A 25,469-nucleotide genomic window follows, 5' to 3' on the forward strand; every position below is an offset into this window, starting at 1 on the left:
TCAGACGCCGTCGTCGACCCGCACGCGCTCCGTGAGCCCGCGCAGGAACCCGGCGCCCCACGCCATGTGCATGGTCACGAGCGTCGCCGGCAGGGCCAGCGCCGAGCGCAGGTCGAGCCGCGGGCGACGCGTCGCCGCGTGCGCCGACGCCGCCAGCACGCCCAGGAGGTAGGCGGCCGGCGGCACGAGGCCGACCAGCGTCACGGGCAGCGAGCCCGCGACGGCACCGCCGATCGCCACCAGCACGGACACGCCGAGCACGATGACGGCGGTGGGCGGGGCGAGGTAACGCAGGTTCGCGGTGCCGGGGTTGCGGCGCACCACCTCGCGGCGCCACATGCCGGTGCGCCAGAACTGCGTGGCGACGGCGCCCAGCGAGCGGCGCGGCTTGTACTCGACCACGAGCGACGGGTCGAACCACAGCAGGCTGCCGCTCGTGCGCAGGCGCAGGCACAGCTCCCAGTCCTGGGCCCGCACGTACACGGGCGAGTACCCGCCCACGCGCTCCAGCGCCTCGCGGCGGAACGTGCCCAGGTAGACCGTCTCGGCCGGGCCGGCGACGCCGCCCGTGTGGAAGGACGCGGCGCCCAGGCCCGCCGGGTGGCTCATCGCGCGCGCGACGGCCTTCTGCACCGGGGTGTCGCCGACGGGAAGCATCCGTCCGCCGACGCCGTCCGCGCCCGCGGCCTGGAGGGCCTCCACCGCGCGGCGCACGTACGTGGGCTCGGCCACCGTGTGGCCGTCCACGCGGACGAAGATCGAGTGTCCCTCGGGCATGCGCTCGAGGCCCGCGTTCAGGCCGAGCGGCTTGGAGCCCGTCGGGTTGTCCACCACGGTGACGCGTCCGGTCTCGACGGCGAGCTTGTCCGCGATCTCGCGGGTCCGGTCCTTGGACGGTCCCACCGCGAGCACCATGTGCAGCGGGTGCGGGTAGTCCTGGCCCAGGATCGAGCGCACCATCGCCTCGAGGTAGGGCTCCTCGTCACGTACGACGGCGACCACCGTCACCAACGGCATGCTCGCCGCCTCTACCCGCTCGGGCACGAGGCCTCCTCTCGTTGACGCGCTGGCGGGACCCATGGGTCCACGATCTCGTGTTCTGTCAGTTCCGGATACATCGGAGGCGGGCGCCGCGCGTGCGGGGCCCGCCTCCGACGACTCAAGCAGTGGTGCGGTGTGCGGTCTCAGGCTCTGTCCTTCTGACGCCCGAGCCTGCGGTTCCGCTCCGGGCGGGTGCCTCGTTCCTCGGCCCCCACCCTGCGCTGAACCTTCGTCTCAGGCGTCGACGCGACGCAGGCGCGACATCGGCGAGAACTCGCCGGGCATGACGCGCTTCTGACCGTCGCCGAGCGCCTTCTCGAGGATGCGGATGTCGCGCACCAGGTTCTCGAGGCCCTTGGGCTCGAGCGAGGAGGCGTGGTCCGAGCCCCACATGGCGCGGTCGAGCGTGATGTGCCGCTCGACGGCCACGGCGCCCAGCGCCACGGCGGCGAGGGAGATCTGGAGGCCGGTCTCGTGGCCCGAGTAGCCGACGGGCACGCCGTAGCGCTCCTGCAGCGTCGTGATGGTGCGCAGGTTCGCCTCCTCGGGGGGAAGCGGGTAGGTCGACGTGGCGTGCAGGATCACGAGCTTGCTCGTGTCCAGGATCTCCACGGCGGCGTCGATCTGCTCCAGCGTCGACATGCCGGTCGACAGGATGATCGGCTTGCCGGTGGCGGCGAGCGCACGAAGCATCTCGTGGTCGGTGACCGAGGCGGAGGCGACCTTGTGGGTCGGCACGCCCATCTTCTCCAGGAAGTCCACCGAGGGGGCGTCCCACGGAGAGGCGAACCACTGGACGCCCTTCTCCTTGGCGTACGCGTCGATCTCCGTGTACTCCGGCTCCTCGAACTCGACCTTGTACTTGTACTCGAGGTACGTCATCTCGCCCCAGGGCGTCTGACGGATCTTGTCACGCTGGTCCTTCGGCGTGCTGATCTCCGGAGTGCGCTTCTGGAACTTCACGGCCTGGCATCCGGCCTCGACCGCGACATCGATCAGCTTCTTGGCGATCTCGACGTCACCGTTGTGGTTGATGCCGATCTCACCGATCACGTACACGGGCTGGTCGGCGCCGACCTGCAGGTCGCCGATAGTGACCGGCGCGGGCTGCGCGTTCGTCGCGCTCATAAGAAGGTCCTTCCGAAAGGGTCGAGCACAGGGTAGTGCTGTTACGTGTCGTCGGGACTAACCGGTGACGACGGGGGTCTGGGTGGCTGCCGAACCGGCGGTGACTTCACCCGGACGCGCAGCGAGTATACGGTCACAGATCTCACGGACCGCACCGTTCCCGCCCTCGCGGGACAGCACCAGCCGGGCCTGAGCCTTGACCTCGGGACGCGCGTCGGCGACCGCGACGGGCCACCCGACGACGGCCATGGCGGCCAGGTCGTTCACGTCGTTCCCGACGTAGGCGACCCGTGCCGGATCGAGGTCCTGCTCGGCGATCCACGCCCGCAGGGCGGTGGCCTTGTCCTCGACACCGTGCATGACCTGCACCTTCAGCTTGTCGGCGCGGGACGCGACCACCTTGTTGGTCTCGGTCGAGAGGATGAGGAACGGCAGGCCGGTCCGGCGCAGGCGGGACACGCCCATGCCGTCACCGCGGCTCACGCGCACCTGCTCGGTGCCGTCCTGGTCCACGTAGGCGTGGTCGTCGGTGTGCACGCCGTCGAAGTCCGTGACGAGCGCGTCCACGTCGAGCGGCACCGGTGCCGCGTCGCTCTCCTGGTCGACGAGCTGGCGGGCGAGCCAGAGGTCGCGGGGCTCGTCGATCTCGATGGACCACTCGGGGGCCAGCGGCTGGATGCCGACGTCGCCGAAGAAGCGGCGGCCGGTCTCACGGAACCCGTCCGTGCGCATCACGTAGAACGCACCGGTCTCGCGGAAGTGCGGGGCGCGGTCCTGCCGGCGCGGGCGGAAGTCGGTGGTGTGGCCCACGGGCGTCGCGACGCCGTCGTCGATGCGCCACTGGAAGTCGTGCGTCTCGGAGACCGCGACCACGACGTCCTTCTCGCCGCGCGTGACGCGGCGGATCGCGGTGTCCAGGTCCTCGGGGTCGATGAACGGCGAGGTGCACTGCACCAGGACGGTCACGGGCGGGATCTCCTGGGCGGGCAGGCCGCCGTCCCCGGCCTCGACGCGGTCGAGCACGTGCAGCAGGGCCGACTCGGACGACGCCGTGCTGCCGGCGATCTCGGCGGGGCGGACCACCACGCGCGCACCGTGCAGGCGCGCCTCGGCGGCGATCTCGTCGTGGTCGGTCGAGACGATGACCTCGGCCACGGAGGGGGCGGCGAGGGACGCCTGGACGGCACGCCCGACCAGCGTGATCCCGTCCACCCGCGCGAGGTTCTTCAGGGGTACGCCCTGCGAACCTCCCCGGGCCGGGATGACTACTACGGCGGACGGGGTTTCACCGGGTACTGACATACGTGGCACTCTCGGATCGGGTCTGGACGGGTACGCCGTCCACAGTAGCGTGACCAGCGCCGTCCGACGCACACGGGCCCGCCCCCGGCGTCGGGCAGGATGTGGGATCCTGCCGTAGCGCGGCGACAGCCGCCGGCCCCCCAGAAGAATCCCCACGAAACGGTATGCGGCGCCCCAGAAGCCGGCGTGACCGTGCCGAGAACGGAGACAGCTCGAGTGCCCGGAACCGAAGGTCGCATGGCGAACTCCCCGCACGACGGCGACGTGCCTCGGGCCGTGTCCCGGACCAAGCGGCGTGAGAACGCGCAGCGCACCGCCGAGGTGATGCGCGCTCTGCAGCGGGCCACGGGCTCCCGGCCGAAGCTGGACCATGCCACCACGCGCGCGCTCGCGCGGGGCGTGATCGCCTGGAAGCACGTCCCCGAGGTGCGCGCGGCGCTGCTCGCCGGCGCGAGCACGGCGATCGACCGCTGGGACCTGACCGCCGCGGCCACGCTGACCAGGCTGCTGCGGACCGGGTCGCCCGACCCCGAGACCCTCCGCCTCGCAGGCATCGTCGCCCTGCTCGGCGGCGACGCCGAGGCGGCGGAGCAGCACTTCTACGACGCGTCCAAGGGCACGGGCTCGGTGGCCCGCCGCCGCACCAACGCGCAGCGCGCGGTCGAGGACATGCAGCAGTTCGTGGACTTCCGGAAGGGAATGCTCAAGGACGACGGCCCGGCGGAGCTGGCGGACCTGCGGGAGCTCGCGGCGTCGGTCTCCCTCGCGAACCGCAGGGCGGCCGACGCCGCCTTCGGCCGGTACCTCGTCGCGTGCCTCACCCACGGCGTCGAGGGACCGCTGGGCGACCTCCTGGACGCGTACGCCGAAGCCGGCCGCATGACGGTGCTGGAGGCACGGCCCGACCTGCTCGACGTCGCCGTCGAGAACGCCGAGTTCATCGCGGCCGACGGCGACCACGCCGGCGCGCTGCACCTGCTGCAGGGCACGTTCCGCCAGTACGGCATGGTCACCGAGCGGTACCTCGTCGCCCTCGGCACCACGCTGTCGGCGCTCAGCCGGTACGACGCGGCGCGCCGGGCCTTCCGGATCGCCAGCCCCGGCCTCGGCTCGGCCCGCGCGGCGCAGGTCGCCTGGATCATGCACGACGACGAGTCGGCGCACACCCTGGCCCGCAAGGCGATCCGCCACGACATGCCGCGCTCGTCGGTGCGGACCGTGCTCGCCCGGGCCGAGCACCCGGTCACGCCGGCCGAGGCCGACGCCCCCACGGGCGGCATGGGCCACGTCGCGTTCTACGTGGACCGCGGGGAGAACTTCGGCGACATCGTGCTGCCGGACGCCGTCCGGGACGCGATCACGGAGCCCGCCGGCCCCACCGACTGGACGTCGTTCCACGCGCACCAGGTGTTCGACGACGAGTTCGTCCGGATCGCGAACGCCCAGCGCGCGCTCGTCGTGGGCGGCGGCGGCCTCTTCCTCCCGGACACCTCGCCCAACTCGAACAGCGGCTGGCAGTGGAACGTGCCGCCCGCCTCGCTCGACGCGGTGACGGTGCCCGTCTACGCCTTCGCCGTCGGCTTCAACCTCTTCACCGGGCAGCGGTTCAAGGGCGACCTGTTCCGCCGCAGCCTGATCGCCTTCACGCGCAAGGCCGAGTTCCTGGGCCTGCGCAACACCGGCTCGATGGAGCGCGTGCGCGACCTGCTGCCCGCCGAGCTGCACGACAAGGTGCGCTTCGTGCCCTGCCCCACCACCGTGCTCGAGCACATCCGCCCGGACCTGCCCGCCGGACGCACCGGCTCCGGCACGGTGCTGGTCAACGCGGCGTTCGACCGCAGCGAGCGGCGCTTCGGCGCCGGGTACGCGGACTTCCTGGAGCAGATCGTCGAGCTCGCGGAGAAGGCGGGCAAGGGCGGCGCGGAGGTCCGCATCGCCGCGCACACCCGTGGCGACCTCAAGCTGGCGAAGGACCTGGAGGCGGCGCACGACCTGACGCTGCCCGTCGACGAGCTCCACTACATGGACCAGGCCGACGCGCTCGCCGTCTACCGGCAGGCGTCGCTCGTGATCGGCATGCGCGGCCACGCGACGATGATCCCGTTCGGCCTGGGCACCCCCGTCCTGAGCATCGTGTCGCACCCGAAGATGCGGTACTTCCTGGAGGACGTGGAGCGTCCGGACTGGGGCTACGACGTGGCCGACGCCGACCTCGGCGCCCGGCTCGCGGAGCGGACCCTCGACGTGCTGGCCCGGGAGGACGAGTACCGGGCCGACGTCGCCGACCGCCAGCAGCTGCTGCTCCCGCACGTCCGCGCCGCGGCCGCGGACGTCGCGAAGGCTTGACCTCTCGTGTCACCACATCGCCGTTAGACTCAACCGGTCTCAGTACACCGAAAGGGAGTTATCTCGATGCCCACCATGCGGAGCGTGCCGCTCGGCCGTGAACCGGGCGACGCGGAGATCGCATCGTTCGCCGACCTGATCGACAGGCCCCTGCTGATCGTCGGCAACGGGCCGTCGTCGGCCATGCCTCCCTATCACCGGATCCCGGCGGACGTGGTCGTCTTCCGGATGAACTGGTTCTTCCTGGAGAGCAACTACCACTTCGGTGACCGGGTCGACGCGTACTTCAGCGCCATCCCGAACGAGAAGCTGGAGAAGCTGCTGCAGGACGAGGTCCGCTCGGGACGCTACGACGTCCGCCGGATCCTCAGCCCGATGCGCCACGCCGCGAACCGCGACGGCGACAAGTACGGCCTGGACCCGCTCGCCGGCGTCGAGGAGCTGGACTCCTGGTCCATCCCGGCGCGGCACCCCCGCCTCGCCCGCGCCTTCATGAGCCGGCCGGGCCTGCCCACCACGGGCATGCAGGCCCTGGCGTTCGGCCTCGGCGTCGGCTTCCGCGAGATCTACCTCGCCGGTGTCGACCTCTACGAGTCCAAGGACAGCCGCTACGGCTACACGGTCACCCAGGCGGCGGAGTCCGCGCTCAAGGACAAGGACCTCACGCCGGGCTACGAGTCGGCCCACGGCCTGGACTCCGACCTCGCGTTCCTGCGCTCCTGCCTCGCCGAGTTCCCGGACGCGACCATCCGTTCGGTGAGCCAGTCGGACACGCTGCACCTGTTCGTGCCCCCGGCCGACGAGCTGACCGAGCGCCCGCACCTGACGCCCGAGGCGGTGCCGACGCTCGCCGTGTCCAAGGACACGGTGGACCTCGAGCTCCCCGAGGTCGGCGAGGACACCTCCGTGATCGTCCCCGCGGTCGGCGGCCCGCTGTGGAAGGAGATCGACGGGCGCAAGTGCGCGTACATCACCGTGGTCTCCGGCTCGTACCACCACGGCGCGCGCGCCCTGGCGAACTCGCTGCGCGAGCACTCGGACGTCCCGCTCATCGCACTCGTCACGCCTGACGCCGATCGCAGCGCCCTCGCCGCCAGCGACATCCGGACCATCCAGGTCCCGGGCATCCGCAACCCGATGAACTCGGGCGGCAACAAGATCCAGGCGCGCTTCGCGATGACGTACACGAAGCTGCACGTGTTCCGGCTCGACTTCTTCGACCGCGTCGTCTACCTCGACAGCGACACCGTCGTGAAGGGCAGCCTGGACGAGCTGTTCGAGGGCGACGACTTCGCCGCCGTGCCCGACGCCGGCCTGGACCTGCCCGACGGCAACGTGTTCAACTCCGGCGTCTTCGCCGTGAACCCCTCGCACGGGATGTTCGAGAAGATGATGTCGCAGCTGAGCCACACGACGTCGTACGACGGCGGCGACCAGGGCTTCCTCAACCAGTTCTTCTCGGACTGGCGCAAGCTGCCCCTGGAGTACAACACCACCAAGCGCATCTACTCCCACCACCCGCAGGTGTTCAACGAGGAGGACGTCAAGGTTCTCCACTACGTGGGCCGCAAGCCGTGGGAGCCGACGTCGAAGGGCGAGCGGTACGACCAGCTCGACTACGCCTGGCTCGACTACCTCTCCGACTGGGAGAAGAACGAGCTGGTGCGCGAGCTGCGGCACACCGCGGCCGGCGGCAAGCCGCCGGAGGCCGGCAGCAGCAGCCCGTTCCGGCAGGCTCAGCTGGCCAACCGGACCAACAAGGCGAACGAGGCCGTGCGCCTGCTCGAGGGTGTCATCGCGGAGCGCCAGCCGACGTCGGGCGAGCTGCGCGAGCTGGCCAAGGCCTACCGCCGGCTGGGCCGGCACGACGACTGCGCCCGCGTGCTCAAGCAGGCGTACGCCATGGACCCGCGCCGCAGCGTGATGAAGGACATGATGCTGGCGCAGGCGCGCTCCATCAAGAAGAAGCTCGCCTGAGCCGGAGGCGCAGCGCAGGGTGAGAGCCGAGGAACGAGGCACTCGCCCGGAGCGGAGCCGCAGGCTCAGGCGACGGACAAACAGAGCCTGAGCCGGAGGCGCAGCGCAGGGTGAGAGCCGAGGCAAACAGAGCCTGACCCGTGCGCGACACAGCCCGTGGGGCGGGAACCGGAAGGTTCCCGCCCCACGGGCTTCGTGCTACCGGCTGAGCACGCGCCGGGCCCTGCGCCGCCCGGCCCGCACGATCCGCCGCAAGGTGGTCAGGGACCCGTTCCTGCCCGGGGCCGCGTGCGCCGCCGCACGGGTGGGCTTGCCGGCGGCGGCGCGCGCGGCCGCCGCGCCACCGTTCTGCCCCTGCGCCCCGGCCTCCGCGTCACGGGCGGCCTCCGCCAGCCGGCGCCGCTCGTAGTCGGCGTCGTAGCAGGCCTGGGCGAGGCTGAGCTCCCGCTCGCTGTACGGGGCGAGGTCCGCGTCGACCTGCTCCCCCGTGAGGCGTTCGTAGATGACCGAGAGGTTGCGCCGGGTCGTGTCGACGAAGCGCTGCTGGGTGGCCGCGAGCTCCGCGCGCAGCTCCGCGCGCTTCCGGTCGGCCGTGGTGATCCGCGCGAACGCGTCGGTCGCGAAGTCGCTCCGCCACGGGTCGACCAGGAACTCGGGATGGCCGATCTCGTGGGCGAAGTACTTGATCTTGTTGTTGGTGCTCAGCGACAGCGGGATGTTGTTCAGGCCGAACGGGATCATCTGCGAGTGGCCGCGCGCGCCGAGCACCACCGGGAGGTGCGCGTAGGTGCGGGCCCCCTCGAACAGCACGCGGGTGCTCCCGAACAGCCGGTGCCCCACGAGCCCGAGCTCGGCGCCGTACTCCTGGAAGAACTTCATGTCCGTGCGCTTGTGGCCCAGGAACTCGACGGCCCAGCCGTCCTCCTGGAGTGCCACGACGAGGTCGCGCAGCCGCGGGAAGATCGCACCCGGCTCGAGTCCCGAGTCCACGTGCGCCACCTCCAGGCCCACCTGGATGCCGATCCGCCGGGTGTCGTCGTCGGGGGGCTCGCTCGCGAGGCGGGGCAGCAGCACGCGCGCGATCGTCGTCGGGCAGGGCTGCAGGGTGAGCTGCGGGGCGTCCTCCGGCGCCTCCAGCCAGTCACGCATGTCCTCGACGGCGCCGGTGGAGCGCAGCCCGAAGAAGACGCTCTGCGCCATCGTCCGGTTGACGTGCCTGCGGAACACCTCGTTGTAGCGCTCCGGGTCGAACGGGGCCGGGTTGCCCGCGCCGAACACGATGATCGGCTTCCTCAGCCGGGCCAGCAGCTCCGTGGTGATGTTCCACTGCCAGCCCGAGGCGGGTGTGGCGTTGGTGCGCCGCGGGAAGATGCCGCCGCCGCCGATGACCACGGCGTCGAAGTGCTCGTTGATGTCGTCCACGAACGAGCTGGTCGCCCGCTCGCGGAACGGGCTGCTGCTCGTGAGCTCGAGATGCTCACCGCCGCCCCAGGAGTTGAAGGTCTGGCGGACGAGCTCGAAGAGCAGCTGGTCGCCGTAGCTGTAGACGGTCTTGAGGTCGAGGTGCAGAAGGCGTTGGCGTCGCATGGTCCCCTCACATCGCGCGGCTGCCCCCTGAGGGGAATATAGCCGCGAGCCGCCGGACCTGCGCGGGGACGGCTACGGTGTCACCCGGCGCCGGGCAGGTACGGCGACGTGCCGTCCGCGCCGATCTGGCGGTGCAGAGCCTCGTTCGACGGCGCGAGCGCGGCGAGCAGCCCGGCCCGCCGTTCGGGGGTCAGGAGCTGCGGCGGCGGATGCGTGAGGTTGGAGAAGCGCGCGTCCAGGAAGTGGCGGAGCTCCTGCGTGTCCTGCTTCTCCAGCAGGGCGTTGCCGAGGAGCGCGATCTGCAGCGCCACGTCCGAGTAGCCCCGGTTGACGCTCTCGGTGTTGAACGAGAACGTCGGCGGCACGCCCGCCCCGGTCGCCGTGAAGAAGTCCCGCACGAAGCCCCGCGACCCCAGGGTCTTGATGGTCTCGAAGTACTTGATCCTCAGGTCCGCGCCGTCGGGCAGCGCCGCCCGCATCTGGTCGACGAGCACGTCCCAGCGCAGGTACTCGTCGGCGACCGGCTCCATGAACTCCTCGAACGTGAGGGTGGAGCCCATGCGAACGGTCTGCAGGTAGGCGCTCTCCACGAACCGGTCCTGCCGGCGCACGTAGAACAGCACCGTGATCCGCTCGGGGCGCAGCTCCTTGACGGCGAGGCGCAGCACGTCGCCCGCGGACCGGTAGACCGGCCCCCTGCGGAAGGACTGCACCGTCGCGAACAGGTCCTCGTGCGACAGCACGAGGCTCTCGTGCTCGAGCTGGTCCCGCAGCCGCGCGAAGCCGAGGCTGACGTTCTCGATCCCGGCGCCCCTGCGGCGCCACCGCGCGTGCGCCCCGCCGGTGGCGGCCTCGTAGTCGTGCCGGACCAGGACCGCGTAACCCTTCGCCCCGAGCTTCTCCCGGTTGGCGTTGAGGGCCTTCTGCACGAGCGTGCTGCCGGTCTTGGCGGCGCCCGCGTGGAGCACGAGGTGCTTCATCGCACCGAGACTACGCGCGAGCGGCCGCGGTGCCATCCGGCTCCGGACAGCGAAAACGCCGGGGTGGTCCAGGACCACCCCGGCGTTCGCCGGCCGGATCGGCCGGTCAGCCGCCCATGAGGCGCTTGCGCAGCGGGCGCAGCCGACGGCGCAGGCCGTCCGGGACCAGCTGCTTGCGGGGACCGCCCACGGCCTCGAGGTCCTTGCGGGCCTTGTTCAGCTCACGCTTGAGCCGGCCGTTGTCCTGCTCGAGCTTGTCGAACCGCATGGACGAGTCGTACGCCCGCGCCGCGGTGCGGCGCTCCGGCGGCGTCAGCGCGCGGAACGACGGCGTGACCGTCTCGCCCGTGAGGTTCTTGTAGATCGTCGAGAGGTTGTCCATCGACGTGTCGAAGAAGCCCTGGCGGACGCCCGCCAGCTCCTTGCGCAGCTCCGGCTGGCGCTCGTAGGACTCGTTGATGGTCCGGTACAGCGTGTCCTGGAAGCCGTCCGCGCGCGGGTCGATCGCCCAGTCCGCGTGGCCGATGTCGGTCGCGAAGTAGCGGATCTTGTGGTGCACGTACAGGGACAGCGGGATCGCGCCCATGCCGAACGGCACCATCTGCGCGTGGCCGCGCGTGCCCAGGATCATCGGCAGGCCCGCGAAGTACTCGATGCCCTGGTAGAGCACGTCGCGGTTGCCCCACAGCACGTGCTCGCTGTCCACGATGCCACGCTCGGTGAGCCGGTCGTGGAAGCCCATGTCGGCGCGGGCGTGCGGCACGCTCTCGATGCGCCAGCCCTCACCGGAGAGCTTGGCCAGCACGTCCACCTGGTCGGCGTAGATCTTGTCGGCGTCGAACCCGGCGCGCGCCTGGCGCTTGCCCACGATCGACTCGGCCGAGATGCGGCGCTCGTGCGGGATCTCGTCGCGGAACAGGTCCGGGTACAGGAACGACGAGAGCGTCGTCGGGCACGGCTGGTACGTGACCCGGTCCCGGTTCGACGGGGTGATGTACGGCTTGATGGTCTCCACCGAGCCGTGGTTGCGCAGGCCGAAGAAGACCGACTTCTCGAGCGTCAGGTTGACGTGCTCGCGGAACGGGTCCTCGAAGTCCGGCTGGTCGATGAAGCGGTTGTTGCCCACCGCGAAGATGATGAGCGGCTTCTCGATGCGGCGCAGCAGGTCCAGCGAGATGTTCCACTGCCAGCCGGAGCGCTGGTTCGGGTTCGTGTCGCTGAGGAACAGGCCACCACCGCCGACGACGACGGCGTCGACGTTCTCGTTGATGAAGTCGACCAGACGCGGGGTCACGGGGTCGCGCAGCTGTCGGCTCTGGACGATCTCGAAGGCGTCCCCGCCCGCGAAGCCCTCGAAGAGCTCGCGCACGGTCTCGAACAGCAGGGTGTCCCCGTAGTTGCCGTACGTCTTGATGTCGAAATGGAACAGTCGAAGTCGCTTCATCGTGTCACGCGCCGGGTCTTGGAATGCACGGGAACCATCCTTGATCACTGTGGTCAGATCTGCCAAGCCCGCCGCCCCCTGGGCGACGGAACGTCATGTCGCGGTTCGAGTCACTTCCCACCGCGGAGGTACGGCGACTCGCCCTTGTTCACCGCGAGGTCCGCCGCGGCCTGGGAGAGGCCGGGTGTCACCATCTCGTGCAGCGCCTTGTTGGACGGCGCGAGCTCGGTCAGCATCTGCTCGCGCTGCTCCGGCGTCAGGAGCAGCGGCGACGGGTGCGTCACGTTGGAGAAGTTGGCGTCGAGGAACAGGCGGAGCTTACGGCGGTCCTCCGCGTCGAGCTCGCCGTTGCCGACGAGCGCGAGCTTCAGCGCCGCGTCAGAGTACCCGCGGTTGACGGCCTCGGTGTTGAACGAGAACGTGGGCGTCACACCCGCACCGGTCTGCTGGTAGAACTCGCGCACGAACGGCCGCGAGTGCAGCTCCTTGATGCCCTCGAAGTAGTTGACCCGCACCTCGGCGTCCGCGGGGACGGCCCCCTTGATCGTCTCGACCAGGGTGTCCCACCGCAGGTTGTCCGTGGTCACGGGCTCCATGAACTCCTCGAACGACTGGGTGGAGCCCACGCGCACGGTCTGGAGGTAGGAGCTCTCGACGAACCGGTCCTGGCGGCGCACGTACAGCAGCACCGTGGTGCGCTCCGGCCGCAGCACCTCCTGGGCGATCCCCAGCACGTCGCCGGCGGGCGCGTACAGGGGACCCGTCCGGAACGAGTGCACCGAGGCCAGGAGGTCCTCGTGCGAGATGATCAGGCTGTCCTGCGTCGCCGCGTTCCGGACCATCTCGAAGGCCCGGGTCACGTTGCGGAGGGTGCCGCCCTGCCTGCGCCACCGGGAGTGGTAACCCTCGGTGAGGTTCTCGTACTCGTTGCGGATGAGTACGTCGTAACCACGCGCCGCGAAGGCCTCACGACTAGCACGCAGGGCCTTCTGCACCAGCGTCGTACCGGTCTTGTGCGCGCCGACGTGCAGGACGAGGTGCTTCACGGGAACCAACCTTTCGGGGCGGATGAACGCCCACGAGGATACAGGCGGTCCCTACCCGCTCCGTGAAGTGCTTTCCGGGCACCTCACCACCGCACGAACGCCACCCCGCTGACCCGCACCCGGGCGTCGTCGAGCGTGCGCAGCGTCACCCGCCCCGACATCGTCCGCGGGAGGCGGACGGTGAGGACCCGCTGCGCCGCGCTCGGCCGGTCGGTGTCGAGCACGCCCACCCGGGTGGCCCCCACGTACACGGCCACCCGCCCGCGCCCGGGCGCCGTCGCGGTCATGACGCGGACCTGGGTCACGCGCTCGACGTCGGACACCACGAGCCGGCTGTCGGCGTGGACGGTGGACCAGGCCCGGTCGCGGAAGTAGGCGTCGTTGCGCACCAGGGCCCACGTGCCCGTGGTGCGGGCCATCGAGGCGAAGGACACGGGGCGGGTGGTCCGCACGAGGTGCGAGATCGGGCCGAGCCGGCCGTTGCGGTCGACCGCGCGCACGCCGTACTGCACCGAGAGCCCCTCGGCGGCGTACAGGTTGGCCGAGGTGCCCGACACCGTGATGATGCGGCGCCAGTAGCGCTCGTTCGGCATGGGCGACCGGTAGCCCGCGTACCGCTCCAGCACCTGGTAGCGCACCGCCCCCGGTTCGGCGGCCCATCGGAACCGCGTGCGGGCCGGCCACTGGACCGGGTACTGGTTCCCCTCCGCGGCCCGGGCCGTGACCGTGCCGGTGGTGTAGCGCACGGTGCCGTACCGGTCGAGCGCGGCCCTCTTCATCGCGTTCACCGCCCGGCGGATCGCCGGGAGGCGCTCGGCCAGCCGGGTCCCGGGGCACGCGGTCCAGTTCGTCGTGCGGTGACCGAGGATGCGGGGCACCCGCACCACGTCGCCCGGGTCGCTGCGCGTGCCGGACCCCGTGCTGCCGCCGTTGGGCAGGCGGACGGTCCCGGTGACGGGCATGTGGTAGCGGTACGCCTTCCACGCGAGCACGCGCTCCAGGCTGCGCAGCAGGGACGACGTCGGGGACGCCGAGTCGAAGCTGCCCATCGCGGAGATGCCGATGGTGCCGGTGTTGAAGCCGCCCGCCTGCGCTCCGATCGGGTTGTCCGTCGCCGCCTCCCGGCGCCCCACGAAGACCGTCCCGTACCGGTCGACGAGGAACTGGTAGCCGATGTCCGGCCAGTCGCGGGACCGCGTGTGGTAGGCGTAGATGCCCCGGACGATCGCCGCCGACTGGCTCCGGCTGTAGGAGTTGGTGCCCGCCGTGTGGTGCACGTACATCGCGTCCAGCCGTCCCGACACCTCGGGCCACACCTCCCCCAGCGACTCGTCGGCGCCCCAGCTCCTGCGCGACACCAGCGCCGGCCGGATCTCGTCGCCGGTCGCCGCGTTCGCCGAGCCCGCCGGCTGCGCCGCCGCCCCCGCGTTCGCGTCGGCGGCCGTCGCGCCCGGGTCCACGACGTCGACCCGGAGGCCCGACGGCGTCCGCCCGCTCACCGTCCGCACGCGGGCCTGGACGGCGTCGGCGCCGGCGGAGAGGAACGGCTCGGTCCCGGCCCGGCCGCCGGGGACCCCGGCGCCGTCGGCACCGACCTCCTCGACGCCGACCGACTGCCAGGCGCCCCAGCCGTCGTCCTCCCGGACGCGCAGGGCGACCTCGGTGACCTCCTCGTCCGTGCCGGCGTCCCAGGTGACGCCGGCCACGAGGAACTCCAGGGTCTCGGTGCGGCGGCTCAGCGCCGCGAGCCGGCCGGGTGCCGCCTCGGCGGCGTCGGACCGCGTGCCGCCCTCCGTGCCCGCCCCGGCGTCGGCCTTCGTCTCCGCGTGGGCGTCCGCGTGGGCCTCGTCGTGCCCCTGCGCCGCGCGCAGGGCGGTCGGGTCGCGCCGCGCCGCGGGATCGATGCCGGTCAGGCGTACCTCGTCGAGCTCCGGTGTCACGGCCGAGGCCTCCGGGAGGGGCAGCTCGACCGCCGGCAGCAGCACGCCACCGGCGGAGAGCACGAGTACCAGGGATGTCGTGGTCGTTCTCCGCACGAGTGGCGTCATGGCCCCGACCGTAGGCACGACAGGGCGACACCGCACCCAAGTTGGCATCAATCACCCGTTTCGGGTGAGTCACGGGTGACTCCCGGGTGACTCCGGGGCGACCCCGGGTGCCGAGCGTCCGGCGGTGATGCACAGTGCAGTCAGGGGTGATCACCATGAGCACACGAGCCGACGCCGAACGACCCGTCCCCTCCCCCGCCTCGCGCGGCGGGCGCGAACGCCAGCCCGGGCGGCGTCGCCGGCACCGCTGGCGCCACCTGTTCCTCCCCCTCGTCCTCGCGGCGGCGTCGCTCGTCGCGGCCCCGGGTACCGCGAGCGCAGCGGTGCCGGACCGGTTCGTCATCGAGGGCTCGGGCTTCGGGCACGGGGTCGGGATGCCGCAGTACGGCGCCTACGAGATGTCCCGGCGGGGGCACTCCGCCGCCGGCATCCTCGCGCACTACTACCAGGGCACCGTGGCCAAACGGGTGAACACCAAGGCCCTGATCGACGTCCAGGTCTACGGGCCGGACCCGTACTCGTACGCGAGCTACGGCGACTCGGGCGCCACCAGGGTCACGGTGCGCGGCGGCGGATGGCGGCTGCGCGCGGGCGAGCGGACCGTGGCCTTCGGCCCGGCGGGCACGCTGAACGTGTCCACGGCCAAGGGCGACGTGCTGGTGCGCACCCCGGACGGCGTGCTGCACCGGCACGACCAGCTCGTGCTGCAGTGGGCCGGGACGCCCTACTACAAGCCCGGCGCGAGCCCGGCGACGGCGAGCGTCAAGGGCGCGCACGGCTCCTACCGGTCCGGGCGGCTGCTGCTCAGCGCCTCCGAGGGGGTGCCGAACATCGTCAACCGGCTGCGGTTGAACACCGACTACCTGTACGGCGTCGCCGAGATGCCCTCCTCCTGGGGCTCGGCCGGCGGCCAGCAGGCGCTGCGCGCCCAGGCCGTGGTCGCCCGTTCCTACGCGGTGCTGGAGACGGGGCAGCGCAAGGCGGTCTGCCGCTGCCACGTCGTGGACGACATCCGCGACCAGCAGTTCTCCGGGTGGAAGAAGGCGTCGGGTGACGGCAGCACGTACTGGCGCAAGGCCGTCAGCTCCACGGCCCGCACGCTCACCCGGGCGAGCGTGCTGACCTACGGCGGCCGGCCGGTGGCCGCCCACTACTACTCGTCGAGCGGCGGGAGCAGCCGGTACGGCTGGCGGAGCGCGCGGTCCGAGGACGTCTGGTCGTCGGCCGTGCCCTACGAGCGGTCCGAGACGGACCCGTACTCGAAGGCGGCCCCCGGCAACGGCATGGTGCGGTGGGAGCGGGCGCTCAGCCAGGCCAGGGCGCAGCAGCTCTTCGGCCTGGACCGGGTCGCGTCGATCAGGGTGACGGACCGGTACTCGAGCGGTCAGGTCAAGCGGCTCGTGGCCACGTCGCCGAGCGGCGCCACCCGGAGCATCTCGGGCAAGGCCGACCAGATCCGGTCACGCGTGGGCGTGAAGACCTCGGCGGGCAACGTGCCGTCGTCCTGGTTCACGAGCATCCGGCCGGGCTGAGCCCGGCCGGCTGCTCGGCCCGACCGGCCGCTCAGAGCGGGCGGGCGTCCGACTCCAGCAGCACCGGGATGCCGTCGCGCACGGGGTAGGCCAGCGGCCGCTCGGCGTCGGTCGAGTGCAGCTCCGGCTCGCCGCCGGGCCCGACGCCGTCCGTCAGGGTCGCCCCGGTCACGGGGCAGCGCAGGATCTCGCGCACCCACGGCTCCAGCGCCTCGGTCTTGGCAGTGCTCACGGTGTCTCTTCTCCCTCGGCCGGCTCGGCGGCCGGATCACGCACGAGCGACAGGACGTCGTCGCGCACCTTCTCCATGATGTCCTGGTCGGCGGCCTCGACGTTCAGCCGCAGCAGCGGCTCGGTGTTGGACGCGCGCAGGTTGAACCACCACTGGGGGTGCGACTCCCAGTGCGAGACCGTCACCCCGTCCAGCGTGTCCACCACGATCCCCGGGTACGCCGCCCGGTAGGCGTCCAGCACCCGCTCGGTCGCCGCGGCGGCGTCCGGCACCGTCGAGTTGATCTCGCCCGAGCCGACGTACGGCTCGAACATCTCGGCCAGCTCCGACATCGTGTGGTCCTGCGACCCGAGCGCGGCCAGCACGTGCAGCGCGGCCAGCATCCCGGTGTCCGCGAACCAGAACTCGCGGAAGTAGTAGTGCGCCGAGTGCTCCCCTCCGAACACCGCGTCGTGCTCCGCCATCTGCGCCTTGATGAACGAGTGCCCCACCCGGGTGCGCACGGTCTGAGCGCCCGCCGCGGACAGCAGGTCCGGGACCGCGTGGGAGGTGATCAGGTTGTGGATCACCGTCGGCGTGCGGCCCGCGGCCAGCTCCTTGGTCACCTCCGCGAGCCCGACCAGCGCCGTGATGGCCGACGGCGAGACGGCGCCGCCGCGCTCGTCCACCACGAAGCACCGGTCGGCGTCGCCGTCGAACGCGAGCCCCAGGTCCGCCTCGTTCGCCACGACCGCGGCCTGCAGGTCGATCAGGTTGGCCGGCTCCAGCGGGTTGGCCTCGTGGTTGGGGAACGTGCCGTCCAGCTCGAAGAACAGCGGCACCACCTCAAGCGGCAGCCCCGCCAGGCCCGCGGCGTCCCCCAGGACGGCGGGGACCGTCAGGCCGCCCATGCCGTTGCCCGCGTCCACGACCACCTTCAGCGGCCGCACCTGCGACAGGTCCACCAGCTCCCGCAGGAACCCCGCGTAGTCGGCGAGCACGTCCTGCTCGGTGACCCGGCCGGGCTCGGCCACCGGCTCCGGGAGCCCGCCGTCCAGGTAACCCTGCGCCAGCTCCCGGACCTGAGCCAGGCCGGTCTCCTGCCCCACCGGCCGCGCGCCGGAGCGGCACAGCTTGATGCCGTTGTAGCGCGCCGGGTTGTGGCTCGCGGTGAACATCGCGCCCGGCACGTCCAGCCGCCCCGACGCGAAGTAGAGCCCGTCGGTCGAGCACAGCCCGATCAGCGTCACGTCCACGCCCTGGTCGGTCACCCCCCGGGCGAACGCGTCCACCAGCTCCGGACCGGAGTCGCGCATGTCCCGGCCGATCACCATGGCGGGGCGGGCGGCCGGGTCGCCGCCGGCGCCGTCGTCGCCGTCCGTGGAGCCGGCCGCGGCGTCCGCGAGCACGACCACCCGGGCGAACGCGGCCCCCAGGGCCTGCGCGACGTGCGGGGAGAGCTGGTCGGGAACAACACCGCGTACGTCGTACGCCTTGACGAGGGTGCTCAGGTCGATGGCCACGCCGCCAGCCTACGGAACCCGGGCGGCCCACCGCGATCAGGGGTGCCCCCGATCTGCGGGTAGGGGTGCCCCGACCGCGGGCCGCCGGCGCGCGTCGCGGCACGTCGCCCACGTCGTCCCCGCACGGCGTCCCCGCATCCTGTCCAGGAACCGGATGTTTCGTACGGTTATCCTTGCGCGGTGCTTGCGATTGCCCAGTTCCACGCCCCGCTCCCGCTGACCAACACGATCCAGCGGTACGACTGGGGATCCGTCGACGCGATCCCGCACCTGCTCCGCGCGGAACCGGACGGTGAGCCGCAGGCGGAGATGTGGCTCGGCGCGCACACCAGCGCGCCGTCGGTCAGCGCGATCACGCGCGACGGCGAGGTCGACCACGTCGCCCTCGACCGCCTGGTCCGCGAGGCGCCCGTGCAGACGCTCGGCCACCGGGTCGCGGAGCAGTTCGGGCCGCGCCTGCCGTACCTGCTCAAGGTGCTGGCCGCCGGCAAGGCGCTGTCGCTGCAGGTGCACCCCTCGCCGCGGCAGGCCCGGGAGGGCTTCGCGCGCGAGAACAAGGCCGGGATGCCGCTGACCTCGCCGAAGCGGTCGTTCAAGGACGACCAGCACAAGCCCGAGATGATCGTCGCGCTCTCGCAGTTCGAGGGGCTGGCGGGCTTCCGCACGCCGCGCACCATCCTCGACGTGCTGGAGGGCCTGTCGGGCGAGATGGTCGCGAGCGTGCGGGCCGCCCTGCTGCACGACCGCAGCCACGACGGCATGCGCGAGGCGTTCAACCACCTGCTGTCCGCGCGCGCCGACGAGGCCTGCGCCGCCGACATCGAGGCGACCCTCGGCTCGGTCCGGGCCCGCCTGGCGGCCGGCTCCCCGTTCGAGCGCGCCGACCGCACGGTGATCGACCTCGCCGAGCAGCACCCCGGCGACCCGGGCGCCATCGCGTCCCTCATGCTCAACCGGTTCTCGCTGGAGCCGGGCGAGGCGGCGTTCACGCCCGCCGGCGTGGTGCACGCCTACCTGTCCGGCGTGGGCATCGAGATCATGGCCAGCTCCGACAACGTGCTCCGTGCGGGCCTGACCACCAAGCTCGTGGACGAGGAGAACCTCGTCGCGTGCACCGTGTTCGCCCCGCAGCAGCCGTCCGCCCCCGAGGTGACGACGGCGGGCAGCCGCGGGCAGGTGCACACCTACCGCGTCCCGGTCACGGAGTTCGCGCTGACCACGGCCGACGTCGACCCGGGCGAGCCCGTGGCGCTGCCCGCGACGGGGCCGCGCATCCTGCTGTGCCTGGACGGCGAGCTGGTGCTCACGGCGGACCGGTCCGAGGAGGGGCCGCAGCGCCTGGCCCAGGGCGAGTCGGTCTTCGTGCCGCACGACGCCGGCAACCTGGAGCTGACCGGAGCGGGCCACGCGGTCTGCGCCTGGGTCCCCTGATCCCCTTCCGCCGTTCCGTGTCAGACGTACAGGTCACTCCGGTGACCTGTACGTCTGACACGTGACGGGAGCTCAGGCGGAGTTGTCGTCGTCCGCGCGCAGGACCCGGAGGTGGCCGCGGCGCGCCGTCTCGGTCACCGTGGGCGGCTCTGCCGGACGACGCCGGCGGCCGGCCTCGCGCACGGCGTCGGCCAGCGCGGACAGGTCGTCGGGGCTCGGCCCCGCGTCCTCGAACTCGGGCATGAGGCGCACCACCTCCCACCCGCGCGGCGCGGTCAGCCGTTCGGCGTGCTCCGCGCACAGGTCGTAGCTGTGGGGCTCGGCCAGGTGCGCCAGCGGACCCAAGACCGCGGTCGAGTCCGCGTACACGTACGTGAGCGTCGCCACGGCCGCATTGGTGCAGGCCGAGCGCGAACACTGTCTCACCGATCTCACGCGCCGAGACTACGCCGCTGACCGGGTAGGACGTGCCGAACACGCCGGGCATTCACGGGCGTAACGGCGGTGATCCGGCACCAATTCGTCCGGCGGCACGCGCGAGCAGCAGCCCCGCGCCCGCGAACGCCAGGTCGACCAGGGTCAGGACCACCCGGCTGACGAGCACCGCGAGCCCTGCGGCAGGCCCCGGCAGCACCCCGGCGAGCACCGCCGCGAGCACCACCTCCCGCACGCCCGCACCCGCCGGCGCGACCACGAACAGGAGTCCGGCGGTCCAGGCGAGCGCCCAGCCGCCCGTCGCCAGGGCGAACGTCCGGGCGGTCGGGGGCAGGCCCAGCCCCAGGCAGAGCACCCAGAGCTGCAGCCCCGCCACCAGCCAGCCGGCCACCGACCACCCGGCGGCGCGGCCCAGGCCGCCCCAGGTCATCGGCCGCTCGGGCGCGCCGCGCCGGGCGACCCGGAGGGCCAGCGCGATCAGGCGGTTCAGCACGGGCGGTGCGAGGACCACCACGACCGCGGGCGCGGCCCACACCACCCAGGACCACGCGCCGAGCGCATCCGCGGAGAGGAGCGGGAGTGCCACCGCGCCCACCGCCGCGCCCGAGGCGACCGAGACCGCGACGGCCACCAGCATCGCGGCCGCCGACCGGGCGCGCGGCACGCCGTGCCCGGCGCCTACCTCGGCGGCGGCCACGACGTTCCACACCCCGCCCGGCACGTACTTGCCGAGCTGGCTGGTGCCGAACACCGCGACGGCGCCGCGCAGCGGCAGCGGCGAGCCCAGGTCGGCCAGGACCGCGCGCCACGCCAGCAGCGTGCACCACACGTACGCCACCCCGAGGACGACGACGACCGCCACCTCGGCCGCGGACAGCCCGGCCGCGGCCCGCACCAGCGCCTCGCGGTGGGCGACCACGTACCAGAGCGCGAGCGTCAGGGCGACGGCGAGAAAGCCCCACCGCACCCAGCGCGAGCGGACCATCGCGAGCGCACCCGGCCCTCCGGTCACAGCGCGCCCCGGCGCCGCAGCTCGGCCACCAGCGGCTCGGTCACCACCTGGGGCCGGATCCGGTCGCGGCCGCGCGCGGCCCGCTCCCGGGCGGCCGACAGCGCCGCCGGATCGCCCAGGCCGACGAGCTCGGCCGCGAGCGCCGCGGCGTCGGCCGCCGGGACCAGCTCGACGCTCTCCCCGAGCGCGCGGCGCTGCGGCGGGGTGTCCGAGGTGACCACGACGCAGCCGGCCGCGAGGCCCTGGTACACCTTGTTGGGCACCACGCGCAGGCCCTTCGGGGTGTCGCTGAAGATGCCGAGGCAGACGTCGTGCGCGGCGACCAGGGCGGGCAGCTCGCCGGGCTCGACCCAGTCGTGCCAGGTCACGCCCGGCGTGCACGCCAGGATCTCGCCGGTGCGGGGCAGGTCCTGGCCCGCACCGACCATCGTGACGCGCAGGGGTGCGCCCGCCGCGACGGCGTCGCGCACCGCCTCGGCGATGACGGGCGCGCCCTGCAGCGGGGTGTACAGCCCGAAGAAGACGACGGACAGGTGGTGCTCGCCGCCCGGTCCGGACGCCGGCGCCGGCGGCGGGGTCTCCCCCGCCGTCCGCCACTCGTCCGGGGCGCCGACCAGCACGACCACGCCCTGGTCCGGGTCGGGGAGCATCCGCCGGTGCTCGTCGGTGTCGGTGACCACCACGTCGGCGCACGCGACGGCCAGCCGGTCGAGCCCGGTCAGCAGCCGGACGCGCAGGCCGGCGGCCCCGCGGTCGGCGGCGGTGTCCCCGGCGAAGACGAGGTGGTCGAGCACCACGACGGACCGCGGGAACAGGAGGCGGGCCAGGAGCACGTCGAAGTGGCCCAGGTACCCCACGAGCACCGCCTCGGGCCGGCCCTCCGCCCGCCGGTGCCGCACGGCGTCGCCGATCAGCGCGGCCCAGCACCGCAGCAGGCGGGCGGCGAGGACGGGCAGCCGCCAGGGCTGCTGCAGCATCCGGACCCGTTCGGCGGTGGAGAGGCCGAGGGGCCGGTTCAGCTCGGTGACCTTGACCCCGTGGGCGCGCAGCCCGGCGACCAGGACGGCGGTGCGGGGGTGTCGTGCGGCGTCGTACGTGCCGAAGGTGATCACTGCACGCTCGCGGGGACGTCCGCGAGTCCCGGCCCCACGGGCCGGGCCGGGCCGGCGGACCGGTCGACCGGCCCGGGCAGGTTGCCGCCCGAGGGCCGGCCGTTCTGCGGCGCACCGGGCAGGGCGGGTCCCGCCGTCGTGCCGTACTGCACCTCCTTGAGTCGCTCCAGCGTCTCCTCGAGCAGCACGCGGTTGGTGCGCTGGAGGTCGGCCAGCACGAGCAGGGCGAAGCTGAGCAGCGCCCCGACCAGCGACGTCGCCCCGAGCACGATCGACTGGAGGTGCTGCCCCGCGGTTCCCGTGGCGAGGAGCAGCGCGTACCGGCCGAACGGGAGCGCGGCGCCGAGCGCGAACAGGAGCCCGAGCGTGACGAACACCGTGTGGGGCTTGAACATCACGTAGGACCGGCTGATGGCCTGGGCCGACTTGGCGATGTGCTGCCACATGCTCGTGAAGAGCCGGGACTCGCGGGTCTTCGGGTTGGTGGTGACCGGCAGGCTCGCGATCCGCAGCCGCTTGTGCCCGGCCTGGATGATCGTCTCCATGCAGTAGCTGAACTGCGTGACGACGTTGAGCCGCAGCAGCGCCGCGCGTGAGTAGGCGCGGAACCCGCTCGCCGCGTCGGGCAGGTCGGTCCCGGCGGCGAAGTTCACCACCGCGCTGCCCGCCTGCTGCAGCAGCTTCTTGAGCGGGGAGAAGTGCGCGATGGTGGCGGTCTGCCGGTCGGCGATCACGATGTCGGCGTTCCCGAGGACCACGGGCAGCACCAGGTCGCCGATCCGTTCCTGCGGGTACTGGTTGTCGCCGTCGGTGTTCACCACGACGTCCGCGCCGTGCCGCAGCGCGTAGTCCACGCCGTCGCGGAACGACCGGGCCAGGCCCATGTTCCTCGTGTGCCGCACGAAGTGGCGCACGCCGAGGCGGCGCGCGACCTCCACGGTGTTGTCCGTGGACCCGTCGTCGACGACCAGGATCTCGATCTCGTCGACCCCCGGGATGCTGCGGGGGATCGTGGCAAGCACGTCAGGAAGGGTCTCTTCCTCGTTCAAGCAGGGAATCTGCACGAACAGCTTCATGGCCTGTGCTTTCGATGAGCAGTGTTCCGAGGAGCAGTGACTGTCGTCACGAGCGTAGGAGCGGCACATGACCAGGGCATGAACACTGGGTGCCGAGGAATGACTGTTACCCGGCCGTGACCGGGGGCACCCGGCCGGGGCAACCTGCCGTGGCTACCCTGCACGCGTGTCCAGACCCCGCGCGGTCCCCGGCGTCGTGTGGCTGATCGTGCTCCTGCACCTGGCCGTCATGCTCGCCCAGACCGCGGTCTTCCCCAACGTCCGCTCGCCCGACGAGCGCCAGCACGTGGACCTCGTGCTCCAGGTGCGGCAGGGCGACGCCTGGCCGTGGCCGGCCCCCGGCACCACGTACGTCACCCAGGGCGTGACGGCGGGCGGCTTCGTCGACGCGGACAGCCTGGACGGGCCCCAGCACCTCGCGGACCGCGACGACGTGCCGCCGCGCGGCGAGCGCCCGTCGTACCGGGCAGCCGGCGGCCCCGCCACCCTGACGGCGCAGGGGCCCGACGGCCACGAGGCCCCGGTGTTCAACCAGCTCGTGCAGCACCCGCCGCTGTACTACCTGCTGGGCGCGGGCGTCGTAGGCCTGGTGCCCGGGTGGCAGGACGCCCCGCTGGACCAGGTCTGGCTGCTCCTGCGCTGGTGGAACGCGCTGCTCGCGCTCCCGCTGCCGCTGCTCCTGTTCGCGACGGCGCGCAGGCTGCGCCTCCCCGAACCCCTGCCGGTCGCGGCGGCCCTGGCCCCGCTCGCCGTCCCCGAGCTGACGCACCTCGAGTCCGCCGTCAACAACGACAACCTCCTGGTGATCCTCGGCGCGTGCGCCACGCTGCTGGTGACCCGCGTGCTCACGGGCGACCTCACCCGCCGCACGGCCCTGCTGCTCGGGCTCGTCTCGTCGCTCGCGCTGCTGACCAAGGGCTTCGCGCTGATGTTCCCCGCGTGGATCCTCCTGGCCTACCTCGTCGCCGCGTGGCGCTACCGCGGCCGCGTCCGGTCGGCCGCGACGTCGCTGCTGGTGGTCGCCGTCGTCACCGTGCCGGGGATCGCGTGGTGGGTGCGCAACGTGGTGGTCCACGGGATGCTCCAGCCGCACGGCACCCACGCCACCCCGCCCGACCTCACCCCCGTGCACGGCTGGTCCGACGGCGGCCTCACCTGGCTGGGGCGGTTCGCCGAACGCATGGTCACGCTCTTCTTCGTCCAGGACCACGCCGCCGCCCGCGCGCACGACGCGTCCTGGTGGGCGGCGCGCGTGGCGCTCGTCCTCGTCGTCGCCGGGATCGCCGCCGCCCTGGCACGGCGGCCGGTGCCCCGCCTCGACGCGCTCGTGCTGCTGTTCCCCGTGCCCGCGCTGGCCGGGATCGTCGCCCGCGGGTCCTGGGAGCAGTTCGCCGCGTTCGGTGACCTCGGCGCCGCACAGCAGGGCCGCTACCTCTACACCGGCCTGGTCGGACTGCTGGTCGTCGCGCTCGCGGGCGCCGCCGTCCTGCGACCCCGGTGGCGACGGGCGGTGCCCACGGCGCTGCTGGTGCTCGCCGGGGGCATGCACCTGGCCTACCAGTACGACGTGTGGCGCCTGTACTGGTGGCCCGCGCACGGCCCCGGCGCGCTCGGCAGCGCGCTGGCCGCCGTCGGCCACTGGTACCCGTTCCCCGCCGCGGTGCTCGGCGCGGTGGCGGCCGCCGGGACGGCGCTCGCCGTGGCCGTCGCGGTCTCGGTCGCGCGGACCGCCGCCGCCCCGCCGCCGGACGACGCCGCCCGGCGGCGCGCGGCCGACGCCGACCCGGTGCCGGCCGCATGACCCGGCTGCGTGGGGAGCGGGCCGAACGCCTGGCCCTCCTGGTCGCGATGCTCTCCGGGATGCTCCTGTCCCTCACCGTCGCCCTCGCCGACGCGCCCTACGCGACCGGCGACGAGCCCCCGCACGTCGACTACGCCTACCAGGTGTGGCACGGCGCGCTGCCCGTCTTCGAGGACGGCCTCGCGCTGCGGCCCGACGGCGCGTGGCTCGCCCCCGTGCAGTGGACCGCCCAGCACCCGCCGCTGTACTACCTGCTGGTCGCCCCGCTCGTGGGCCCCCTGGCGGACGCCGGCCAGCCGGTCGCCGCCGTGTACGCGGCCCGCGGCGTGAACGTGCTGCTCAGCGGCGTCCTCGTGCTCGCGGCGTGGTGGAGCGCGCGCCGGCTGACCCGGCCCGGCAGCCCGCTGCCCCCGCTCGTCGCCTTCCTCGCGGGGGCC

General features: G+C 72.8%; 19 protein-coding genes. 5 read left to right on the forward strand and 14 right to left on the reverse strand.

Features of this window, described 5'->3' with window-relative positions:
- The 3 genes from AB0I29_RS15815 to AB0I29_RS15825 all read right to left on the reverse strand — a co-directional run bounded on the left by AB0I29_RS15815 (position 1) and on the right by AB0I29_RS15825 (position 3,471).
- The gene (locus AB0I29_RS15815) at positions 1–1,044 is read right to left on the reverse strand and encodes a glycosyltransferase family 2 protein (RefSeq protein ID WP_350224613.1); all 1,044 of its coding nucleotides are present in this window, start codon (positions 1,042–1,044) and stop codon (positions 1–3) included.
- Between the two features lie 231 nt (positions 1,045–1,275).
- A complete protein-coding gene (locus tag AB0I29_RS15820) occupies positions 1,276–2,169 on the reverse strand; it encodes an N-acetylneuraminate synthase family protein (protein WP_036959513.1) in 894 nt (297 codons plus the stop codon).
- A gap of 57 nt (positions 2,170–2,226) precedes the next feature.
- Entirely contained in the window at positions 2,227–3,471 is a 1,245-nt protein-coding gene (locus tag AB0I29_RS15825; protein ID WP_285108220.1) for an acylneuraminate cytidylyltransferase, read from the reverse strand.
- A 237-nt stretch (positions 3,472–3,708) separates the two neighbouring features.
- Between AB0I29_RS15825 and AB0I29_RS15830 the strand changes: the two genes are divergently transcribed.
- Both AB0I29_RS15830 and AB0I29_RS15835 read left to right on the forward strand, forming a co-directional pair.
- Positions 3,709–5,817: a polysaccharide pyruvyl transferase family protein gene (locus AB0I29_RS15830; protein ID WP_357482920.1), complete on the forward strand. Its 2,109-nt coding sequence runs from the start codon at positions 3,709–3,711 to the stop codon at positions 5,815–5,817.
- A gap of 66 nt (positions 5,818–5,883) precedes the next feature.
- A complete protein-coding gene (locus AB0I29_RS15835; RefSeq protein ID WP_285108216.1) occupies positions 5,884–7,794 on the forward strand; it encodes a glycosyltransferase in 1,911 nt (636 codons plus the stop codon).
- 198 nt (positions 7,795–7,992) lie between these two features.
- Here AB0I29_RS15835 and AB0I29_RS15840 read toward each other — a convergent pair whose 3' ends face one another.
- The 5 genes from AB0I29_RS15840 to AB0I29_RS15860 all read right to left on the reverse strand — a co-directional run bounded on the left by AB0I29_RS15840 (position 7,993) and on the right by AB0I29_RS15860 (position 14,899).
- The gene (locus AB0I29_RS15840) at positions 7,993–9,381 is read right to left on the reverse strand and encodes a polysaccharide pyruvyl transferase family protein (protein ID WP_285108215.1); all 1,389 of its coding nucleotides are present in this window, start codon (positions 9,379–9,381) and stop codon (positions 7,993–7,995) included.
- An 80-nt stretch (positions 9,382–9,461) separates the two neighbouring features.
- On the reverse strand, positions 9,462–10,361 hold the full coding sequence (locus AB0I29_RS15845) for a hypothetical protein (RefSeq protein WP_357482926.1): 900 nt from the start codon (positions 10,359–10,361) through the stop codon (positions 9,462–9,464).
- Between the two features lie 106 nt (positions 10,362–10,467).
- A complete protein-coding gene (locus AB0I29_RS15850) occupies positions 10,468–11,805 on the reverse strand; it encodes a polysaccharide pyruvyl transferase family protein (RefSeq protein WP_285108212.1) in 1,338 nt (445 codons plus the stop codon).
- A gap of 110 nt (positions 11,806–11,915) precedes the next feature.
- Complete coding sequence (locus AB0I29_RS15855; protein WP_285108210.1) at positions 11,916–12,851, reverse strand: hypothetical protein; 936 nt, start codon at positions 12,849–12,851, stop codon at positions 11,916–11,918.
- An 83-nt stretch (positions 12,852–12,934) separates the two neighbouring features.
- Positions 12,935–14,899 (reverse strand): N-acetylmuramoyl-L-alanine amidase, encoded by a 1,965-nt coding sequence (locus AB0I29_RS15860; protein ID WP_357482931.1) that lies wholly within the window; start codon positions 14,897–14,899, stop codon positions 12,935–12,937.
- A 155-nt stretch (positions 14,900–15,054) separates the two neighbouring features.
- On the opposite strand from AB0I29_RS15860, the gene AB0I29_RS15865 reads away from it, so the two are divergent.
- Positions 15,055–16,431 (forward strand): SpoIID/LytB domain-containing protein, encoded by a 1,377-nt coding sequence (locus tag AB0I29_RS15865; RefSeq protein ID WP_357482935.1) that lies wholly within the window; start codon positions 15,055–15,057, stop codon positions 16,429–16,431.
- Between the two features lie 31 nt (positions 16,432–16,462).
- Here AB0I29_RS15865 and AB0I29_RS15870 read toward each other — a convergent pair whose 3' ends face one another.
- Positions 16,463–16,663: a hypothetical protein gene (locus AB0I29_RS15870; protein ID WP_285108206.1), complete on the reverse strand. Its 201-nt coding sequence runs from the start codon at positions 16,661–16,663 to the stop codon at positions 16,463–16,465.
- Positions 16,660–18,165, reverse strand: coding sequence for a phosphomannomutase/phosphoglucomutase (locus AB0I29_RS15875; protein ID WP_357482940.1), 1,506 nt, complete (start codon positions 18,163–18,165; stop codon positions 16,660–16,662). The genes AB0I29_RS15870 and AB0I29_RS15875 overlap by 4 nt, the downstream gene beginning before the upstream one ends.
- A gap of 180 nt (positions 18,166–18,345) precedes the next feature.
- Here AB0I29_RS15875 and manA point away from each other — a divergent pair, with 180 nt between their 5' ends.
- Positions 18,346–19,596 (forward strand): mannose-6-phosphate isomerase, class I, encoded by a 1,251-nt coding sequence (gene manA, locus AB0I29_RS15880; protein ID WP_285108203.1) that lies wholly within the window; start codon positions 18,346–18,348, stop codon positions 19,594–19,596.
- A gap of 72 nt (positions 19,597–19,668) precedes the next feature.
- Here the strand turns inward: manA and AB0I29_RS15885 are convergent, their stop codons facing one another.
- The 4 genes from AB0I29_RS15885 to AB0I29_RS15900 are packed head-to-tail and all read right to left on the reverse strand — an operon-like array spanning position 19,669 to position 23,231.
- Positions 19,669–20,031, reverse strand: coding sequence for a DUF3499 domain-containing protein (locus tag AB0I29_RS15885; protein WP_026366101.1), 363 nt, complete (start codon positions 20,029–20,031; stop codon positions 19,669–19,671).
- 52 nt (positions 20,032–20,083) lie between these two features.
- On the reverse strand, positions 20,084–21,043 hold the full coding sequence (locus AB0I29_RS15890; RefSeq protein WP_357482944.1) for a lysylphosphatidylglycerol synthase domain-containing protein: 960 nt from the start codon (positions 21,041–21,043) through the stop codon (positions 20,084–20,086).
- Complete coding sequence (locus AB0I29_RS15895; RefSeq protein WP_357482947.1) at positions 21,040–22,155, reverse strand: glycosyltransferase; 1,116 nt, start codon at positions 22,153–22,155, stop codon at positions 21,040–21,042. The genes AB0I29_RS15890 and AB0I29_RS15895 overlap by 4 nt, the downstream gene beginning before the upstream one ends.
- Entirely contained in the window at positions 22,152–23,231 is a 1,080-nt protein-coding gene (locus AB0I29_RS15900; RefSeq protein WP_357482950.1) for a glycosyltransferase family 2 protein, read from the reverse strand. Before AB0I29_RS15900 ends, AB0I29_RS15895 begins: the two co-directional genes overlap by 4 nt.
- Positions 23,232–23,397: 166 nt before the next feature.
- On the opposite strand from AB0I29_RS15900, the gene AB0I29_RS15905 reads away from it, so the two are divergent.
- On the forward strand, positions 23,398–25,032 hold the full coding sequence (locus AB0I29_RS15905) for a glycosyltransferase family 39 protein (protein ID WP_357482957.1): 1,635 nt from the start codon (positions 23,398–23,400) through the stop codon (positions 25,030–25,032).
- Positions 25,033–25,469: the final 437 nt, after the last annotated feature.

The sequence above is a fragment of the Promicromonospora sp. NPDC050262 genome (genome assembly GCF_040655935.1).
Taxonomy (GTDB): domain Bacteria; phylum Actinomycetota; class Actinomycetes; order Actinomycetales; family Cellulomonadaceae; genus Promicromonospora.

Excerpts from the sequence above, each read along its gene's own strand:
- AB0I29_RS15820 (WP_036959513.1), bottom strand. The coding sequence starts at position 2,169 with ATGAGCGCGACGAACGCGCAGCCCGCGCCGGTCACTATCGGCGACCTG.
- AB0I29_RS15825 (WP_285108220.1), bottom strand. The coding sequence starts at position 3,471 with ATGTCAGTACCCGGTGAAACCCCGTCCGCCGTAGTAGTCATCCCGGCC.
- AB0I29_RS15830 (WP_357482920.1), top strand. The coding sequence starts at position 3,709 with ATGGCGAACTCCCCGCACGACGGCGACGTGCCTCGGGCCGTGTCCCGG.
- AB0I29_RS15835 (WP_285108216.1), top strand. The coding sequence starts at position 5,884 with ATGCCCACCATGCGGAGCGTGCCGCTCGGCCGTGAACCGGGCGACGCG.
- AB0I29_RS15840 (WP_285108215.1), bottom strand. The coding sequence starts at position 9,381 with ATGCGACGCCAACGCCTTCTGCACCTCGACCTCAAGACCGTCTACAGC.
- AB0I29_RS15845 (WP_357482926.1), bottom strand. The coding sequence starts at position 10,361 with ATGAAGCACCTCGTGCTCCACGCGGGCGCCGCCAAGACCGGCAGCACG.
- AB0I29_RS15850 (WP_285108212.1), bottom strand. The coding sequence starts at position 11,805 with ATGAAGCGACTTCGACTGTTCCATTTCGACATCAAGACGTACGGCAAC.
- AB0I29_RS15860 (WP_357482931.1), bottom strand. The coding sequence starts at position 14,899 with ATGACGCCACTCGTGCGGAGAACGACCACGACATCCCTGGTACTCGTG.
- AB0I29_RS15865 (WP_357482935.1), top strand. The coding sequence starts at position 15,055 with ATGAGCACACGAGCCGACGCCGAACGACCCGTCCCCTCCCCCGCCTCG.
- AB0I29_RS15900 (WP_357482950.1), bottom strand. The coding sequence starts at position 23,231 with ATGAAGCTGTTCGTGCAGATTCCCTGCTTGAACGAGGAAGAGACCCTT.